The organism is Pseudooctadecabacter jejudonensis (assembly GCF_900172275.1).
Classification (GTDB): domain Bacteria; phylum Pseudomonadota; class Alphaproteobacteria; order Rhodobacterales; family Rhodobacteraceae; genus Octadecabacter; species Octadecabacter jejudonensis.
Map to the genome: position 1 here is coordinate 583,803 of NZ_FWFT01000003.1, position 17,080 is coordinate 600,882.

The following is a 17,080-nucleotide window of genomic DNA, read 5'->3' on the forward strand; positions in this document are numbered from 1 at the left end:
CTAGCGGTTCCGGTGCAGCCAGCTGAAAACGCGGGCCTGCTTGTCGATGCTATCAAAGGCGCCGGTGTCCCCGCCTCCGTCGTCCATGATGCGCAGGGCCAACCAAACGGCAAGCCCGGCAAATAAAACACCGCCCACAGCCTGCCCAATCAACACGCCCGACGCCCCGAACCACGCAGAAAACAGCAAAACAAACGGCACCGTGCCCACCGTGTGCCGCCCCCAGTTGACCCATGTGGAATAAAACGGATGGCCCATATTGTTGCAGGCCGCGTTGCTCACAAAAATCAACCCATTGAAGAACCACAACAGCGACAGCGGCCCCGCAAACAAGAAGACCAAAGCCCGCGCTTGCCCGTCGAGATCAAAGAGGATCTGCAATGCCGGACGCAACGCAAACAACAGGGCCGACATCCCCACGACCACGGCGCCGGTAAAGATGACCCCGTCCCGAAACGCACCGCGCACACGCTCACTTTGCCGCGCGCCATAGTTCTGGCCGATGATCGGCCCGATGGCCCCTGACAGGGCAAAAATCACGGCAAACGCAACGGGCGTCAGCCGCCCGACAATGGCCATGCCTGCCACCGCATCTTCGCCGTACGTCGACATGGCGCGGGTGACATAGGCCTGCCCAATCGGGGTCGCCAGTTGCGTCAAAATCGCAGGAAACGCGATAATCGCCACGGGCCGCAGATCCGGCAGCACGGACGCGAAATTCGGCCGCCCAAACCCACCGTAATATCGCACAATCGGCACCAGCGCGGTCACACCAATCGCGGCCCGCGCCGCGACACTGGCCCATGCAGCCCCCTGCAATTCCAACCCCAGACCAAAAATCAGGATCGGGTCCAAAACCGCATTCACAATCGCGCCTACAATGGTCGCCATCATCGACCTGCGCGCATCCCCATGCGCCCGCAAAATCGCCCCGCCGACCATGCCCACCAACAACAAGGGCAAGGACGGGATGATCACGCGCAAATAGGCAACCGCCAAATCCGCAGTCTCACCACTGGCCCCCACAAGCGCCACGATTGGGGGTAAGTTGACCCACACGACCGCTGCGAACACAGCCCCGAACACCGCGCCATAAATCAGCACATTGGTGGCCTGCCGTTGCGCCTTTTCGTGGTCGCCTTCACCCAAGGCCCGCGCCACCAAGGCACCGCCCGCAATCGCCATTCCGATCCCAAAGGACGATGTGAAAAACAAGATCGCGCCCGCATACCCAATGGCCGCCGCCAGTTCGGCCTTTCCCAACATGGCGATGAAAATCATGTCGATAAAGTCTACGGCAAACACAGCCATCAGCCCCACAGATGACGTCAGCGCCATAACTGTGATGTGCCGCATCAGGGAACCGGTCAGAAATTTTGCCTGTGCATCAGCCATGGCGCGTAGAAAATCCTTTGATTTTCTGGGATCAAACTCTTTTCAAAGAGTTTGCGCCACCCCTAAACGCGGGGCTTCACCTGCAGCAAGGGCATCACATCAGCCATTTCCGGCCCGCGCGACCGCCCCGTCACCGCCTGACGCAAAGGCATAAACAGGCCCTTGCCCTTGCGGCCCGTGGCCTCTTTCACAGCCGCAGTCCACGTGGCCCATGTGTCGTCTGCATAAGGCGGCTCCCCCAAAAGGCCCACCGCCTCAGCCACGAAAGCCGCATCGTCATCGGCAATCTGCGGCGTAGCCCCCTCGCGGAACACAGCCCACCAATCGCCCATTTCCTCTTTCGACTGGATGTTCTCACGCACCACATTCCAGAACCGTTCCGCCAAAGCATCCGGCACGCCCAGGGCCGCAACATCTTCTGCCACATCCGCAAACGGCCGCGCCGCCAGCCAACGAGCCGTCAAGGGCTGCAAATCATCCGCATCAAATTTGGTCGGGGCCGATCCAAACTTCGACAGATCAAACCCCTCCACAATCTCTTCCACGGCCTCTCGCAATTCCACCGGATCAGACGACCCGAGCCGCGCCATCAGGGACAAAATCGCCATCGGTGCCACGCCCGCTGCCCGCATATCGCGCAACGCCAACGTGCCAAGCCGTTTCGACAAGGCCTCCCCCTGTGGTCCGGTCAGCAACGAATGATGCGCAAAAGTCGGCACCGTCCCGCCCAGCGCCTCGATCATCTGGATCTGCGTCGCCGTGTTGGTCACGTGATCCGATCCGCGCACCACATGGGTGATGCCAAATTCCGTGTCGTCCACAACAGACGCCAAAGTATACAGATACTGGCCGTCGCCACGGATCAAAACAGGATCCGACACGGACGCTGCATCAATCGACAGATCGCCCAAAATCGCATCCGTCCATTCGATCCGCTGCTGATCCAGCTTGAACCGCCAGTGGCCCAGACGCCCCTCCGCCCGATACGCCGCTTTTTGATCCTCTGTCAGATCCAAAGCCGCCCGGTCGTAAACCGGCGGCTTGCCCATGTTCAGCTGCTTTTTACGTTTCAGGTCCAGCTCGACCGGTGTTTCAAAACACTCATACAGGCGGCCATCCGCTATCAGCTTGTCGCTGGCCGCATCATACTGCGCCAACCGCTTGGATTGGTACTCTATCCGGTCCCACGTCAGGCCCAACCACGTCAGATCTTCCTGAATGGCATCCACGTATTCCTGTTTCGACCGTTCAGGGTCGGTGTCGTCAATCCGCAAGATAAACTGCCCGCCCGCCTTGCGCGCAATCGCATAGTTGAACAACGCCGCACGCAGGTTGCCGATGTGCAAATAACCTGTGGGCGATGGGGCAAAACGGGTCGTGGTCATGGCTGTCTCCTGATTGCGCCCCGCTTGTCACAGCGGCGCGAAGATGTCCATATCCGCCCCATGACCACACTGTCCGAGATTGAACGCATTGCCCTTGAAACCGTGGCCCACCTGCCCGCACCATTTGGTGAACTCGCGCAGGCCGTGGTCGTGCAGGTCGAAGACTGGATACCGGACCACCTGATTGACCCTGACGAAGACCGAACAGCCCAGCGGGACGAGATCACCGGCCTCTACGACGGCATCCCCCTGACCGAGAAAAGCACCCTCGACATGCCAATGGGCCCCGATGTCGTCTGGCTGTTCCGTCAGCCGATCCTGATGGAACTGGCAGACCGAGACGTCACATTGGCCGAACTCGTGTCCCACGTCACAATCCATGAATTCGCCCATCACTTCGGCTGGTCCGACGATGACATCGCAGCCATTGATCGGTGGTGGGAATAACCCGCCTCAGCTGCCTTTGACAGGATAGCGCTGGGTCAGATCATCCAGCCCACGCCGCACCAACTCTTCCAAAACAGCCATGTCCACATCGGCCAACTTGTTGATATAAAGGCAGGCTTTGCCCATCTTGTGCTTGCCAAGACGTCCCAGGATCTCCTGATAATCCTGATATCCCGGCATAATATACAGGCTCAGGCTGCCGGCCCTCGGGCTGAAACCAGTTGCCAGCGAATCCCCCTCCCGACCAGAGGCATATCTGTAGTGATATTCACCATACCCCACGATGGTCGGCCCCCACATGCGCGGGGTCCAGCCCGTCACACCGCGAAACATTTCATCCAGAACGAACCCATCGGCCCGCCGCACAGGATGCGCCACCGCGCTCAAAAAATCAGCCACGGCAACATTGGTTGGTTTGGTCTTGTTGTCTGCCATCCTGTCGCCCTCCTCCGCCATGGATAGCACATAAGGGACGGCGGGTGGGGCGTCTTTTCCGCAGGGAAAGAGCGTCACACGACGTCTTAGCCGTTATCGCGCCACCGGTTCACAATCGGATAGCGCCGATCCAGCCAAAACGCCGATCTCGACAATCGCGGTCCAGGCGCTGACTGAAACCGCTTATATTCCGAAATATACAGCAGATGTTCGACCCGTTTCACCACATCGCGGTCATATCCTGCGGCCACACAGTCAGCGACAGACGCCTCCCCGTCCACCAACATCTCAAGGATACCATCGAGGATCGGGTAATCGGGCAGGCTGTCGCTGTCCTTCTGGTCCTCGCGCAGCTCCGCTGACGGGGGTTTGTCGATAATCGCCTGCGGGATCACCTCGCCCGCAGGGCCCATCATCCAATCTCGGTGGTTTTCATTGCGCCACTGACAGACGTAGAACACGCGCGTTTTGTACATGTCCTTGATGGGGTTATAGCCCCCCGACATATCGCCATAAATCGTGGCATACCCCACCGCGACCTCGGATTTATTGCCGGTCGTCAACAGCATCTCACCGAACTTGTTGGATTGGGCCATCAACAACAGCCCACGAATGCGGCTTTGGATGTTTTCCTCCGTCAGGCCGTCTTCGTACCCTTCGAACAAAGGCGCCAATGTCTGTGTCACCGCCCCGCGCACATCCCCGATGGGCACCGTGTCATATCGCACCCCCAAGGCCGCCGCCGCCGCCCTCGCATCCGTCAAAGACCCCTCAGACGTGTATTCAGAGGGCAGCATCACACAGCGCACATTCTCTGGCCCCAGCGCATCCGTCGCAATGGCCGCCACGATGGCCGAATCCACCCCGCCCGACAGGCCCAACAGCACCTTTTTAAACCCCGTCTTGGCCATGTAATCGCGCAGGCCAAGCACCATGGCGTTGTAATCGGTCTCCAACGCGTCGGGCAAAATTGCTTTTGGGCCGTCCTCAGCGGCCCAACCGGCCTCTGTCTTGACGAAATCCACCTGTGACACCGCCTCTTCAAACCACGGCATCTGCACCGCAAGGTGGCCGCCGGTGTTCAGGACAAACGACCCCCCGTCAAAAATCTGGTCGTCCTGTCCCCCCACCATGTTCAAATAGGCCAGCGGCACCTCATTCTCGACCACGCGCGCCACCATATTGTTCAGACGCACATCAAACTTTTCGCGAAAATAGGGGCTGCCGTTGGGCACCAGCAACAGCTCCGCGCCGGATTCCACCATCGCTTCGCAGACGTCTTCGTACCACGCGTCCTCACAAATCGGCGTGCCGATGCGCAAGGGGCCTGCATCCCACGGGCCCTGCATATCGCTTCGCGAAAATAGGCGCACTTCGTCGAAGACATTGAAATTGGGCAGAAAATACTTGCGCGTGATGTTGTGAATGCCGCCCTCTTTCAGGATGAAATAGGCGTTGTGCAGTTTCGGCGTCTCGGCCAGCGGCCCGCCAATGCCCAACATGGGGCCGTCGGCACACTCTGCGGCCAAGGCCTCAATCGCCTGCTGACAGGCGGTTACAAACGCAGGTTTCTGCACCAAATCCTGAGTCTGATATCCGGCGATGAACATCTCTGGCAGCATCACCAGATCAGCCCCCGCATCGCGCCCCTCAGCCCACGCCGCGCGGGCCTTGGCGGCATTGCCGTCGATGTCGCCCACCGTGGGGTTCAACTGTGCCATCGTCACGCGAAAACGGGTCGTCATGGGTCTGCCTTTCCTTGCATGTCCCACCATCTAGTCCGCAAAGACGGCAAGGGGAAGCCGAAGCGCACAAACCCCCGTTGCGCGACGCATCCCTTCGCCTTATCCTGCGCAAAAGCCTCTGGGGGGAGCAGCCCGCATGAAACGCATCGCACCATCTTTGATCGCAGCCCTTTTGCTGACGACATCCGCAACCGCGCAGTCCATTCAGACCAAGCAGTATGACGACGGCGGCATCTACGAAGGCCAGTTCCTGAACGGTCTGCAGCACGGTCAAGGCAGCTACACCCTGCCCAACGGCTACCGCTACGAGGGTGAGTGGTTCGAGGGAGAGATTCGCGGCCAAGGTGTGGCCAACTTCCCCAACGGATCCATCTACGAAGGCCAGTTCGCCGCTGGCAAACCCGAAGGCTTCGGCCTGATCAATTTCTCCGATGGCGGCACATATGAAGGCGATTGGGCCGACGGCAAAATCACCGGCCGCGGCATTGCCCGCTACGCCAACGGTGTCGTGTATGAAGGCGACTTCCGCAACGCCATGCACCACGGCCAAGGCAAAATGACATCGCCAGGCGGCTACATCTACGAAGGCCCCTGGGTCAACGGCGTGAAAGAAGGCGAAGGCCGCATCACCTATCCCGATGGGGCGATCTACGAAGGCACCTTGGCCGACGGCGAACGCGAAGGCGTGGGCACCCTGACGATGCCCGATGGGTTGGTCTACACAGGCACATGGGCCGCAGGCCAGATCGAAGGCACAGGTCGCCTGACCCAACCCAATGGCGACATCTACGAGGGCGATCTGGTGGCAGGCAAACGCGAAGGCACAGGCACCGTGACCTATGCCAATGGCGACGTCTATCAGGGTGAATTCCTCAACGATCTGCGCCATGGCACCGGCACGTTCACTGGTGCGGACGGCTACCGCTACGCAGGCGACTGGTCCGAAGGCCAGATCGAAGGCACCGGAGAAGTCACTTACCCCGACGGCTCCACCTATGCGGGCACCTTCGTTGATGACCTGGCAGATGGCAGCGGCAAAATCACCTATCCCGATGGCTCCACCTACGAAGGCGAATGGTCCGCAGGCGTCATCCAAGGCAGCGGCATCGCCACCTACGCCAATGGTCTGGTCTATGAAGGAGAGTTCCTGAACGCCAAAAACCATGGCCAAGGCACAATGACCTATGCGGACGGCTACACCTATGTGGGCACATGGGCGGATGGCCAACGCGAAGGGTTCGGCACCGCCACCTACGCCGACGGCACCGTCTACGAAGGCGAATTTCTGGCAGGCCAACGCCACGGCACCGGCAAAATCACCATGCCCGATGGCTTTGTGTACGAAGGCCAGTGGGACACCGGCGAAATCTCGGGCCTTGGCGTTGCGACCTACACCAACGGCGATGTCTATTCCGGCCAGTTCCGGTCCGGACGCCGACAGGGAACCGGCACAATGACCTATTCATCCGGTCAGGTGGCCGAAGGTGACTGGCAAGACGGCGCGTTGGTCACCCAAAGCGCCACAAGTCCTGCAACGGAAGGCGTGGTACCCGAAGAAGAGACCGCAACCCAATAAACGCGAAAAATCCGGGAACACGGGCTGCGGCCTTGCGCTGACCCCCAAAGGACCGCCAATGGATTACACCGAGCTGACCAAAGCCTTTGGCGCGTTCTTTGCGATCATGAATCCTTTCGTGAACCTTCCGGTGTTCCTTGCCCTCACCGAAGGGTATTCGGTGGCCGACCAACGCCGCCTCGCCATCCGTATCACGGTCTATTGCGCCGTGATGAGTGCGATCATCCTTGTTGCGGGCAACCAGATCATCACCTTCTTCGGTGTTACCGTGGACCAGTTCCGCATCGCAGGCGGCATCGTGTTGGCCAGCATCGCATGGTCCATGCTGCAGGGTCAGAAAATCGCAGCCCACCATGGATCAACCGACGAACAAGACCACCTCAACACCCTCAGCAGTCTTGCCTTCTATCCCATTACCTTCCCCATGCTGGTGGGCCCCGGCACCATCGCCACGTTGATCATCTACGGCGGCAACGCGTCCGGTGTGTTGGACATCGCGGGGATTGCTGCCGTCGTTGGTATGATCATCTTGATGCTGTTTGTGGTCATGTTCTTCGCGGCCAGCATCTCCAAGGTGATGACCGACACCATGCGCGTGATCATGACCCGCCTGATGGGCATGATCCTACTGGCCATTGCCGTGGAAATGATTGTGGCGGGGGTAAAGGTCGTGCTGCCGGGTTTGGGCTAAACCGGCTTGCGGAACGTAATGCTCGTGGGCCGCGCATACCCCGCATGGGTCGTCCGCATCACCTCCCGAAACCCGAGGCGTTTGAAGACCATATGGACCTCAATCAGCTCAACCCGGCTTTCGAGTTCCAGCCACGTAAGGCCCAGCTCGCCTGCCCGGCGTTCCGCCAGCGCCAACAGCTGCCGCCCCACCCCGCGGCGCCGGTCCCGCACCGCCAGTTTCCCCACATACAGCACCTTCGGCTTGGGCGTCAGCACAACGGTTCCGACAATCGGTTTCCCCAGCACCCAGACCTCCAACGCCGGATCCCGCAAATCATCGACAGTCATGGAATTGAGCGACGACGGGGGATCAATCCGCCCCTCCATGCCAGCGAAAGCCTCGACCATCACGTCAAAGGCATTAACCATTTCAGGACTGTCAGACGGCAAATTTCGAATATCGGCTTCCATATCAAAAGCTTAGGGCCTGTCCGCCCCTAAAGCCACACGGGCCTGCCATACGCCAGCCATACGCGTGCCATACGCAAACCATACCCTGTTTTTTCGTTAACATTGATGAACAGATCTCCAAATGGCGTTCACCTTCAGACCGTCTCACCTGCATTCAGTTTTGCCAAAAAGGCATCCGCTTCGCGCAGGACTGTGGTTCGTTTGTCCTCATCCATCCGGTCCCAGACGCGATACATATTCCCCATCCGGTGGTTGTCCTTAAACCGGTCACGATGACGGTCCAGAAAATGCCAGTATAATAGGTTGAACGGACATGCGTCGGGGCCCGTTTTGTCCTTCACCTTATAGCTGCACTCCTTGCAGTAATCCGACATCTTATCGATGTAATTTCCGCTGGAAATATAAGGCTTTGAGGCAATTATCCCGCCGTCGGCAAACTGGCTCATTCCAATGACATTGGGGGCCTCAACCCATTCATAGGCGTCGGCGTAAACCGCCAGATACCATTCATGCACTTGGCGCGGATCAACCCCCGCCAACAGGGCAAAATTGCCCGTCACCATCAGCCGCTGAATGTGATGGGCATAGGCCTCCTCACGGGTCTGTTCAACCGCCTTTTCAACGCAACGCATCCAGGTCTTCTCGCCCCAGAAAAACGCAGGTAAATCAAGGTGATGCCCCAATGCGTTGCGCGACGTATACTCCGGCCCTTCCAGAAAATAGATGCCCCGAATATACTCCCTCCACCCAATGATCTGGCGGATGAATCCTTCCGCCGCATTGATCGGCGCATCACCCGCTTTCCAGGCATCCTCAACCGCGCGGCACACCTCTAGCGGGTTCAAAAGCCCAGCGTTGATGTATAGCCCCACAATCGCGTGATACAGAAACCGTTCATCCCCCATCATCGCATCTTGGAAATCGCCAAATTTCGGCAGCCCCCCTTTGACCCAATGGGCCAAATGCTGTCGCGCCTGCCCTTGATCCGTGGCGAACCAAAAATCGTCCAAGGTCCCGAAATGAGACGCAAATCTCGCTCGAACAACATCGATGACCTCTCGCGTTGTCTCATCGGTCTGAAACCGCATAGGCCCGGAATAGTCGATATCCTTGGGGGCCGATTTGCGGTTGTCGTGGTCAAAGTTCCACTTGCCACCCGCCGGCTGATCACCCTCCATCATCAACCCGGTCTTGCGCCGCATCTCACGGTAGAAATACTCCATCCGCAGTGCCTTGCGTCCCTCGGCCCAATTCTCAAACTCGGCATGGGTCGCGATAAAGCGGTCGTCGGCCAGCGTCTCGACCTCCAAAGGCAGCTCCTCCAACGCCTCAATCACCCGCCACTCGCCCGCCTCAGTGGTCAACACTGTTGTCGCCCCGACCTCCTCGGCCCGTTGCAACAAAACCGCATTCAAACTGTCGGGCGTGTCGTCATCCTCCAGCTTGGAATAGCGCACGTCCCATCCGCTCTCGCGAAGCCGATCCGCAAACTTGCGCATGGCCGCAAACAGAAAGGCAATTTTCTTTGGATGGTGCCGGACGTAGCTCGCCTCCCCCATCACCTCGGCCATGACCACAACATCTTCTTCTTTGTTCGCGTTGGCCAATGCCGACAGATCGTCCGACAGCTGATCACCCAGCACCAAAACAAGCTTCACCATGGCACACCCTCGCCCGCGTAATCAAAGAAAGCCCCGGACTGATCCACCGTCAGCCCCAACAATACATCACACAAATTCGATGCCGCGGCATCGGCCCCCACCTTCTTGTGACCCGCGTAACCAGCCGTAAACGGCGTCTCAACGGTGCCAGGATGCAAGGCCACAATCACCGCCTGTTTCCGTTTCCGCCCAATCTCAATCGCCGCCCCATGCACAATCTGGTTCACGGCGGCTTTGGACGCGCGATACGAATACCAACCACCAATCTTGTTATCCCCGATCGATCCGACCCGCGCCGATAAAACGCCCACAAAGGACGGCCCATCGCTGGGCAACAAACGCTCCAGCTGTGCTAAAACCAACGCCGGTCCCACAGCATTGACAGCATAGACATCCAGCATCCGCCGCGCCTCAATCGCGCCCAAAGACTTCTCCGGCACGCCTCCGGCCGCCAAGGTGCCAACAGCCACGAAGACCACCTCGAACGGGCCCTCCAACGCGCCCATGATCCGCTCCACGGAGGCCGCATCTGTCACATCCAAACCATCGCCCGACCGTGACACCCCCGTCACCGTATATCCGCGCGTTTCCAATTCCTGCACCAAAGCGGCTCCAATGCCGCCCCGTGCCCCGATCACCAATGCTCTTTTCATAACGCGCGACCTAGCCCTAAGGGCGCTGCGTTCCAGCTTCTTTGGGTCCCAAATACCTAAATCCACACCAGCCCCAAGCCCGGCCCCAGCCAGTCACGCGCCAAATCAAACATCATGGGTGCCGCAGGCACACAATTTTTCAACAATTCACTTTTCAATCATGGTTTCCTGCGTATAGTCCGCCTTATGACGCGTACTCCGCATATCTTGGCCCGCCTTGGCCTACTCCTTAGCCGCCTCTGAGCGTGCCTTTTGGCGCGACCGCTCAGAGGGGACGACGCGCCAATTTTCAAAGGATAAACAAGGACTTTTAAAATGACCGATCATGTACTGATCTTTGACACCACCCTGCGCGACGGCGAACAATCTCCAGGTGCGACGATGACGCATCATGAAAAGCTCGAGATCGCTGAGATGCTCGATGACATGGGTGTCGACATCATCGAAGCAGGCTTTCCCATCGCCTCTGAGGGCGATTTCAAGGCGGTGTCTGAAATTGCCGAGCGCAGCAAGACCGCCCAAATTTGCGGGCTGTCACGCGCCAATTTCAAAGACATCGACCGCTGCTGGGAGGCCGTTAAACACAGCGCCAGGCCCCGCATTCATACCTTCATCGGCACCTCACCCCTGCACCGTGCGATCCCCAATCTCGACATGGATCAAATGGCCGAACGGATCCACGACTGCGTCACCCACGCCCGCAACCTGTGTGACAACGTGCAGTGGTCATCCATGGACGCAACCCGCACGGAATGGGATTTCCTGAAACGCACCGTGGACATCGCCATCAAGGCAGGCGCCTCCACCATCAATATCCCCGACACCGTGGGCTACACCGAACCCGGCGAATCCGCAGAGCTGATCCGCCGTCTCATCGCTGAGGTTGAAGGGGCGGATACGGTGATTTTCTCCACCCATTGTCACAACGACCTCGGCATGGCGACCGCCAACAGCCTTGCCGCCGTGAACGGCGGTGCGCGCCAGATCGAATGCACGATCAACGGTCTGGGTGAGCGCGCAGGCAACACCGCGTTGGAAGAGGTCGTGATGGCCCTGCGCGTCCGCCACGACATCATGCCCTTTGACACCAAAATCGACACGACCAAGATCATGAATATCTCGCGCCGCGTGGCCACTGTGTCGGGCTTTGCGGTGCAGTTCAACAAGGCCATTGTCGGCAAAAACGCCTTCGCCCACGAAAGCGGCATCCATCAGGACGGCATGCTGAAAAACCGCGAAACCTTCGAGGTGATGAAGCCCGAGGATGTGGGCCTGTCCGGCACCTCCCTGCCCTTGGGCAAACATTCGGGTCGCGCGGCCCTGCGCGATAAGCTGGAAAAGCTCGGCTATACGATGGGTGACAATGAACTCAAGGACGTGTTTGTCCGGTTCAAGGACCTTGCCGATCGCAAAAAGGAGGTCTTCGACGAAGACCTGATCGCCCTGATTGAAATGTCGGAGGGCGCCGAGGATCACCTGAAACTCAAGGATCTGACGGTCATCTGCGGCATGAACGGCCCGCAGAAGGCCACCATGGTTTTGGAGGTCGCAGGTGAGACCAAAACAGTGCAGGCCACGGGCGACGGCCCCGTCGATGCGACCTTTAATGCGGTCAAAGAAATTTTCCCACACGGCGCGCGTCTGCAACTGTATCAGGTGCACGCCGTCACCGAGGGCACCGATGCGCAGGCCACAGTGTCCGTCCGGATGGAAGAAGAGGGCCGGATTGCCACGGGTCAATCTGCAGATACCGACACCGTGGTCGCCTCAGCGCGCGCTTATATCAACGCGCTCAACCGGCTGATCGTGCGCCGCCAGAAAACCGGCCCCGGCGCGGATACCAAGGAAATCCGGTATACGGACGCTGGCGAATAAAGCGGCAGACACTTAACAGGCCGGCCCAATTACAGGGCCGGCCTGTCCCCGCGCTGCAAAGCGAAATTACGCCAAGGCGCGCCCCATCCCCCTTTCCCCTCTGGCCCCATACCACTATAAGCCACGCAGCCTGCACCCACGGGGGAGTCGCGGGCCAAACTTGATATGGGAACGGCACGATAATGTTTGGACTTGGCAGCCTCTTTTCGTCTGACATGGCGATCGATCTTGGGACAGCGAACACGCTGGTCTACGTGAAGGGCAAAGGCGTTGTCCTATCCGAACCGTCGGTCGTGGCCTACCACATGAAGGACGGACAGAAGAAAGTTCTGGCCGTGGGCGAAGACGCCAAACTGATGCTGGGCCGCACACCTGGCAGCATTGAGGCCATCCGCCCCATGCGCGAAGGTGTGATCGCAGACTTCGACACCGCCGAAGAAATGATCAAACACTTCATCCGCAAGGTGCACCGTCGTTCGACGTTCTCAAAACCAAAGATCATTGTCTGTGTGCCACACGGGGCCACGCCAGTTGAAAAACGCGCGATCCGTCAATCCGTTCTAAGTGCGGGTGCCCGTCGCGCGGGCCTGATCGCCGAACCCATCGCGGCGGCCATCGGCGCAGGCATGCCGATCACAGACCCCACCGGCAATATGGTCGTCGACATCGGCGGCGGCACGACAGAGGTTGCAGTGCTGTCCCTGGGCGACATCGTTTACGCCCGCTCTGTCCGCGTCGGGGGGGACCGTATGGACGAAGCGATCATCAGCTACCTGCGCCGTCAGCATAACCTTCTGATCGGTGAATCCACGGCAGAACGCATCAAAACCTCTATCGGGACAGCCCGCATGCCCGACGATGGGCGCGGCCAGTCGATGCAAATCCGCGGTCGCGACCTACTTAATGGTGTGCCAAAAGAGACCGAGATTTCCCAAGCCCAAGTGGCCGAGGCGCTCGCCGAACCGGTTCAGCAAATCTGCGAGGCTGTGATGACCGCGCTTGAGGCGACCCCGCCCGATCTGGCCGCCGATATTGTGGACCGTGGCGTGATGCTGACAGGCGGTGGCGCGCTTTTGGGGGAACTTGACCTCGCCCTGCGCGAACAGACCGGCCTTGCCATCTCGGTGGCGGATGAAAGCCTCAATTGTGTGGCCTTGGGCACGGGCAAAGCACTGGAATATGAGGCCCAGCTGCGGCACGTTATCGACTACGACAGCTAAAATACGGCTCAGGAAGCGGGGGTTGCCCCCATGGCACGCAAGGATCAGTCCGAGGATTTCGTCAGCCCCGTCCGGCGTTTGCTGGTCGGTGTGATTGTGCTGCTTTTGCTTGCGACGTTTTTGATCTGGCGGATCGACAACCCCCGCGTGGAACGGTTCCGCATGATGGTCATCGACACCGTGGTGCCCAGCTTTGATTGGGCCATGGCGCCGGTGACAGGTGTGGTCAACCTGCTGTCCGATTTCCAATCCTATCAGCGGCTTGCCCAGCAAAACCGGGATCTGCGCCGCGAATTGCAGGACATGAAAAGCTGGCGCGAGGCCGCCATCCAGCTTGATCAGGAAAACGCGCGCCTTCGTGATCTGATCAACGTACAGCTGGACCCGCAACTGACCCGTATCACGGGCGTTGTGGTTGCCGATTCCGGCTCTCCGTTTCGGCAATCGGTGCTGCTGAACGTTGGATCGAACGACGGTATTCTTGATGGATGGCCCGCGATGGACGGGATCGGCCTTGTGGGGCGCATTTCCGGCGTGGGGGAGGACACCAGCCGTGTGATCCTTGTGACCGACACGTCCTCCAACATCCCGGTGACCATCCAGCCCTCCGGCCAACGGGCGATTTTGGCGGGCGACAACACCATCAACCCCGTACTTCAGTTCATCGAAGACCCCGACTTGGTCAAACCCGGCGACCGTGTAGTGACGTCTGGCGACGGAGGCGTGTTTCCGGCGGACCTCTTGGTGGGCCAGTTGGCGCGCGGAACGGACGGGCGGCTGCGGACACGGCTGTCGGCTGATCTGGAACGGTTGGAGTTTTTGCGGGTCTTGCGCAGCCAGCCCACCGCACGCATCGAAGACGCGGGCACTCTTTTGGCCCCGACCACGCCGCCTATGGTCCTGATTGGCCCCGAGGACAGCGACACACCGTCAGAGGCGTCAAACGATGGATGAGTCGATCGTCCGCCGCCGCTGGGTTGGCCGCCTGACCTTCACGTTTCTGGGGCTCGGCGTCATCTTTTCGCACCTGATCCCCTTGGAAACCGTCCCGCCCAGCTTTGGCGGGCAGGCCCTCATTCCAAATGACGACGTCGTCTCAATCACAGCGGACGCGATCGCCCCCGCGCCTGAGGTATTCTCAACGCCCGTGCGCTGGATTGCGCCAGATCTGTTGCTGCTCTTGATCCTGGCCTGGGTCGCGCGGCGCCCGTCGTTTGCCCCTGTCGTTGTCATCGCAGCGGTCACCCTGTTATCCGACCTGATGTTTCAACGCCCCCCAGGTCTTTGGGCGGCCTTGGTCCTGATCCTGTCAGAGATCCTGCGATCACGCGCGCGGTCCATGCGCACCTTGCCGTTTATGCTGGAATGGATCACCGTGGGGTCGGGCATTACCCTGATCACTTTGATCTACCATTTCACGCTATCGATGCTTTTGGTCGCACAGCCGTCGCTGGGGCTGACATTGATCCAGATGATCCTTACAATACTGGCCTATCCAGCCGTGGTTTTTGTGTCTTACGCCGTCTTCGGCGTAAGCCGCCCTGCCCCCGGCGCAGTTGACGAATTGGGACACCGATTATGAAACGCGGACCAAAGGAAACAGCCGAAAGCGCGCGCCGCCTGTCGCGACGTGCCGTCCTGCTGGGCACCGCACAGCTGGGGCTTGTGGGGGTGCTGGGCGCACGCATGGCGACGCTTCAGGTGGATCAGGCGGACGAATTCCGGATGCTGGCCGAAGAAAACCGCATCAACATCGGCTTGATCCCCCCCGCCCGCGGTCTGATCTACGACATCAACGGGGTGGTTCTGGCCGACAACGAACAGCACTACACCATCACCATGACCCGCGAGGGCGCAGGCGACGTGGATGAGGTTCTGGCCCGCCTCAACCGTCTGATCGCAATCGACCCCGAACAGCTGGAAAAGGCGCGCGAAGAACTCAAGGCGCGCAGTGCCTTTGTGCCCGTCACCGTGGCCGAACGCGTGTCATGGGAAGACATCAGCCGCGTGACGGTCAACGCCCCGGCCCTGCCCGGCGTCGTGGCAGAGTTGGGCCGCAGCCGCCATTATCCGCAAGGCACAGACATGGCCCATGTCGTGGGCTACGTGGGCCCTGTGTCCGACTTCGATCTCAGCCGCATCGACGACCAGGACCCGCTGTTGCAAATCCCCCGTTTCCAGATCGGCAAAACGATGGTGGAAAACAACCTAGAACGGGATCTGCGCGGCTCCGCAGGCACCAAACGGGTTGAGGTGAACGCAGCAGGCCGTGTGATGCGCGAACTCGACCGTGTCGAAGGCACACCGGGCGCGGACGTGCAGCTGACCGTCGACGCCCGCCTGCAAAACTACATTCAAGCCCGGCTCAGCGGTGAAAGTGCCGCCGCCATCGTCATGGATGTCACCAACGGTGACCTCAAAGGCATCGGTTCGGCCCCGACCTATGACCCCAATGTCTTTGTGCAGGGCATTTCGGTCGCCCTTTGGGATGAACTGAACGAACGCGACATCGACGCCAAATTGCACCGCCGACCGCTGGCTGCGAAAACCGTGCAAGGCACCTACCCGCCCGGATCGACCTTCAAGATGGTCACCGCCTTGGCCGCCCTTGAGGACGGACAGGTGACAGCCGATGAAACCATACGCTGTGTCGGTCATTCGGACGTGTTTGACGTGCGTTTTCACTGCTGGAAACGATCCGGCCACGGCAACATGGATCTGAACAACAGCCTCAAACAATCCTGCGACGTCTATTATTACGACATCGCCCAGCGCGTGGGCATCGACAAGATCGCCGCTATGGGGCGCAAACTGGGCCTTGGCGAACGTCACGATCTGCCCATGTCTGCGGTCCGCTCCGGCATCATGCCCGATAAGGTCTGGAAACAGGAAACACGGGGCGAGGAATGGCGCGTGGGCGACACTGTGAACGCCTCCATCGGGCAAGGCTATGTCGCCACATCACCCTTGCAGCTGGCCGTCATGACCGCGCGCATTGCGACCGGCAAAGCCGTCAAACCACGGCTTGTGAAATCCATCGGGGGGGTTGAACAACCCAGCGGTGAGGGCGAAAGCCTCGGTCTGAATGAAAACAACCTGCGACGAATCCGGCGCGCCATGTTCGACGTGGTCAACAACAACCGCGGCACGGCCTACCGATCGCGCATCGCGGAAGAACGGTTCAAGATGGCCGGCAAGACCGGCACCAGTCAGGTCCGTCGCATCACCGCAGAGGAACGCGAACGGGGCGTGACCCGAAACGAAGATCTGCCGTGGAACCGTCGCGACCACGCGCTTTACGTGGCCTTCGCCCCCATGGACAACCCCAAGTACGCGGTCGCTGTGGTGGTGGAACATGGCGGCGGCGGATCAACAGCCGCAGCCCCCATCGCCCGTGATGTGTTGCTGCAGGCGCTTTATGAAGGCACACCGCCCCTTGAGGCCTATCCATCCGCGATGCGCGGGCGGATCGCAGAACAACAACGCCGTCTCAGCGCAATGATCCGCGACATCCAACCAGGCCGGACGGCCGATCAGGCGTAGCG

The 17,080-nt window shown here is 59.8% G+C and carries 15 protein-coding genes; 8 read left to right on the forward strand and 7 right to left on the reverse strand.

Going from position 1 to position 17,080, the window contains the following annotated elements:
* Together PSJ8397_RS11980 and gltX are read right to left on the reverse strand one after the other, a co-directional pair.
* Nucleotides 1–1,395: an MATE family efflux transporter gene (locus PSJ8397_RS11980; protein WP_085864827.1), complete on the reverse strand. Its 1,395-nt coding sequence runs from the start codon at nucleotides 1,393–1,395 to the stop codon at nucleotides 1–3.
* A gap of 62 nt (nucleotides 1,396–1,457) precedes the next feature.
* Nucleotides 1,458–2,780 carry a glutamate--tRNA ligase gene (gene gltX / locus PSJ8397_RS11985; protein WP_085864828.1) on the reverse strand — a complete coding sequence of 441 codons (1,323 nt, stop codon included), beginning with the start codon at nucleotides 2,778–2,780 and terminating at the stop codon, nucleotides 1,458–1,460.
* Nucleotides 2,781–2,840: 60 nt separating this feature from the next.
* Here gltX and PSJ8397_RS11990 point away from each other — a divergent pair, with 60 nt between their 5' ends.
* The gene (locus PSJ8397_RS11990; protein ID WP_085864829.1) at nucleotides 2,841–3,227 is read left to right on the forward strand and encodes a metallopeptidase family protein; all 387 of its coding nucleotides are present in this window, start codon (nucleotides 2,841–2,843) and stop codon (nucleotides 3,225–3,227) included.
* 6 nt (nucleotides 3,228–3,233) lie between these two features.
* Here PSJ8397_RS11990 and PSJ8397_RS11995 read toward each other — a convergent pair whose 3' ends face one another.
* Nucleotides 3,234–3,662 carry a DUF1801 domain-containing protein gene (locus tag PSJ8397_RS11995; RefSeq protein ID WP_085864896.1) on the reverse strand — a complete coding sequence of 143 codons (429 nt, stop codon included), beginning with the start codon at nucleotides 3,660–3,662 and terminating at the stop codon, nucleotides 3,234–3,236.
* Between the two features lie 86 nt (nucleotides 3,663–3,748).
* Nucleotides 3,749–5,407, reverse strand: a complete 1,659-nt coding sequence (locus PSJ8397_RS12000) for an NAD+ synthase (protein ID WP_085864830.1) — start codon at nucleotides 5,405–5,407, stop codon at nucleotides 3,749–3,751.
* 136 nt (nucleotides 5,408–5,543) lie between these two features.
* Here PSJ8397_RS12000 and PSJ8397_RS12005 point away from each other — a divergent pair, with 136 nt between their 5' ends.
* Together PSJ8397_RS12005 and PSJ8397_RS12010 are read left to right on the forward strand one after the other, a co-directional pair.
* On the forward strand, nucleotides 5,544–6,983 hold the full coding sequence (locus PSJ8397_RS12005) for an MORN repeat-containing protein (RefSeq protein WP_085864831.1): 1,440 nt from the start codon (nucleotides 5,544–5,546) through the stop codon (nucleotides 6,981–6,983).
* Between the two features lie 58 nt (nucleotides 6,984–7,041).
* Nucleotides 7,042–7,674, forward strand: coding sequence for a MarC family protein (locus PSJ8397_RS12010; protein ID WP_085864832.1), 633 nt, complete (start codon nucleotides 7,042–7,044; stop codon nucleotides 7,672–7,674).
* Here PSJ8397_RS12010 and PSJ8397_RS12015 read toward each other — a convergent pair.
* From PSJ8397_RS12015 to PSJ8397_RS12025, 3 genes are all read right to left on the reverse strand, one after another.
* On the reverse strand, nucleotides 7,671–8,126 hold the full coding sequence (locus PSJ8397_RS12015; RefSeq protein ID WP_235000714.1) for a GNAT family N-acetyltransferase: 456 nt from the start codon (nucleotides 8,124–8,126) through the stop codon (nucleotides 7,671–7,673). The genes PSJ8397_RS12010 and PSJ8397_RS12015 overlap by 4 nt on opposite strands.
* Before the next feature lie 134 nt (nucleotides 8,127–8,260).
* Nucleotides 8,261–9,787, reverse strand: a complete 1,527-nt coding sequence (locus PSJ8397_RS12020; RefSeq protein ID WP_085864833.1) for a cryptochrome/photolyase family protein — start codon at nucleotides 9,785–9,787, stop codon at nucleotides 8,261–8,263.
* A complete protein-coding gene (locus PSJ8397_RS12025; protein WP_085864834.1) occupies nucleotides 9,781–10,440 on the reverse strand; it encodes an SDR family NAD(P)-dependent oxidoreductase in 660 nt (219 codons plus the stop codon). The genes PSJ8397_RS12020 and PSJ8397_RS12025 overlap by 7 nt, the downstream gene beginning before the upstream one ends.
* A gap of 315 nt (nucleotides 10,441–10,755) precedes the next feature.
* On the opposite strand from PSJ8397_RS12025, the gene PSJ8397_RS12030 reads away from it, so the two are divergent.
* From PSJ8397_RS12030 to mrdA, 5 genes are all read left to right on the forward strand, one after another.
* Complete coding sequence (locus PSJ8397_RS12030; protein WP_085864835.1) at nucleotides 10,756–12,315, forward strand: 2-isopropylmalate synthase; 1,560 nt, start codon at nucleotides 10,756–10,758, stop codon at nucleotides 12,313–12,315.
* 182 nt (nucleotides 12,316–12,497) lie between these two features.
* On the forward strand, nucleotides 12,498–13,535 hold the full coding sequence (locus PSJ8397_RS12035) for a rod shape-determining protein (RefSeq protein ID WP_085864836.1): 1,038 nt from the start codon (nucleotides 12,498–12,500) through the stop codon (nucleotides 13,533–13,535).
* Nucleotides 13,536–13,565: 30 nt separating this feature from the next.
* Nucleotides 13,566–14,489 carry a rod shape-determining protein MreC gene (mreC, locus tag PSJ8397_RS12040; RefSeq protein ID WP_085864837.1) on the forward strand — a complete coding sequence of 308 codons (924 nt, stop codon included), beginning with the start codon at nucleotides 13,566–13,568 and terminating at the stop codon, nucleotides 14,487–14,489.
* Nucleotides 14,482–15,117, forward strand: a complete 636-nt coding sequence (locus PSJ8397_RS12045; RefSeq protein ID WP_085864838.1) for a hypothetical protein — start codon at nucleotides 14,482–14,484, stop codon at nucleotides 15,115–15,117. Before mreC ends, PSJ8397_RS12045 begins: the two co-directional genes overlap by 8 nt.
* Nucleotides 15,114–17,078 carry a penicillin-binding protein 2 gene (gene mrdA, locus PSJ8397_RS12050; protein ID WP_085864839.1) on the forward strand — a complete coding sequence of 655 codons (1,965 nt, stop codon included), beginning with the start codon at nucleotides 15,114–15,116 and terminating at the stop codon, nucleotides 17,076–17,078. The genes PSJ8397_RS12045 and mrdA overlap by 4 nt, the downstream gene beginning before the upstream one ends.
* Nucleotides 17,079–17,080 lie beyond the last annotated feature (2 nt).